General features: G+C 67.4%; 1 protein-coding gene. It reads right to left on the bottom strand.

Going from position 1 to position 518, the window contains the following annotated elements:
* On the bottom strand, positions 1-280 hold a 280-nt coding region (locus FLP08_RS16840; protein ID WP_156278089.1), incomplete at its 3' end, for a hypothetical protein.
* Positions 281-518 lie beyond the last annotated feature (238 nt).

The raw sequence follows: 518 nt of genomic DNA, 5'->3' as shown, positions 1-518 counted from the left end.
AGCGCGAGGCGGGAGTATCCGGATGGCTCGGGTCGAAACCGGAGTCCATCTCGCCGATCTTCACGCCCTGGCCGTCGATGCCGGCGGCATAGGCCTGGTCGGCCCGCATCCGTTCCAGGCCCCAGTCCTGCTGGTATTCGGCGGAGCGCCAACTGGCCGGATCGCCGGGCCGACCGGCTTCGACATAGGCGGCCGTGGCCGGCTGTGCGATCCAGGCGCCCAGCAGCAGGGCGGCTGACAACGAGGTGGGGCGAGGGCGGAAGGAGTGGTCGTCGGTCATGCGGTCTCCACGCTTTATTGGTCTTGTCGGACAGGGGTGGACTCGAAGAGACAAGGTTTAGCACCGGCTTTCGCCGCGCCGGAATTCCCAGGTGGATAGTTGACAGCCGGACAAACGGCACGCTTCCCCTCTACCGCGCCCATCGGCCAGCCTGATGCCTGGCGATTCAGCCGACTGACGCTGCTGGCGCGGCGGCGGAAGGCGCCGCATAGTGCCGATTCGACGACTAGACCGGTCG

The organism is Christiangramia aestuarii, from assembly GCF_009735585.1.
Taxonomy (GTDB): domain Bacteria; phylum Bacteroidota; class Bacteroidia; order Flavobacteriales; family Flavobacteriaceae; genus Christiangramia; species Christiangramia aestuarii.
The sequence above is the reverse complement of the archived record's forward strand: the minus strand, read 5'-3'. Positions and strand labels throughout refer to the sequence as shown.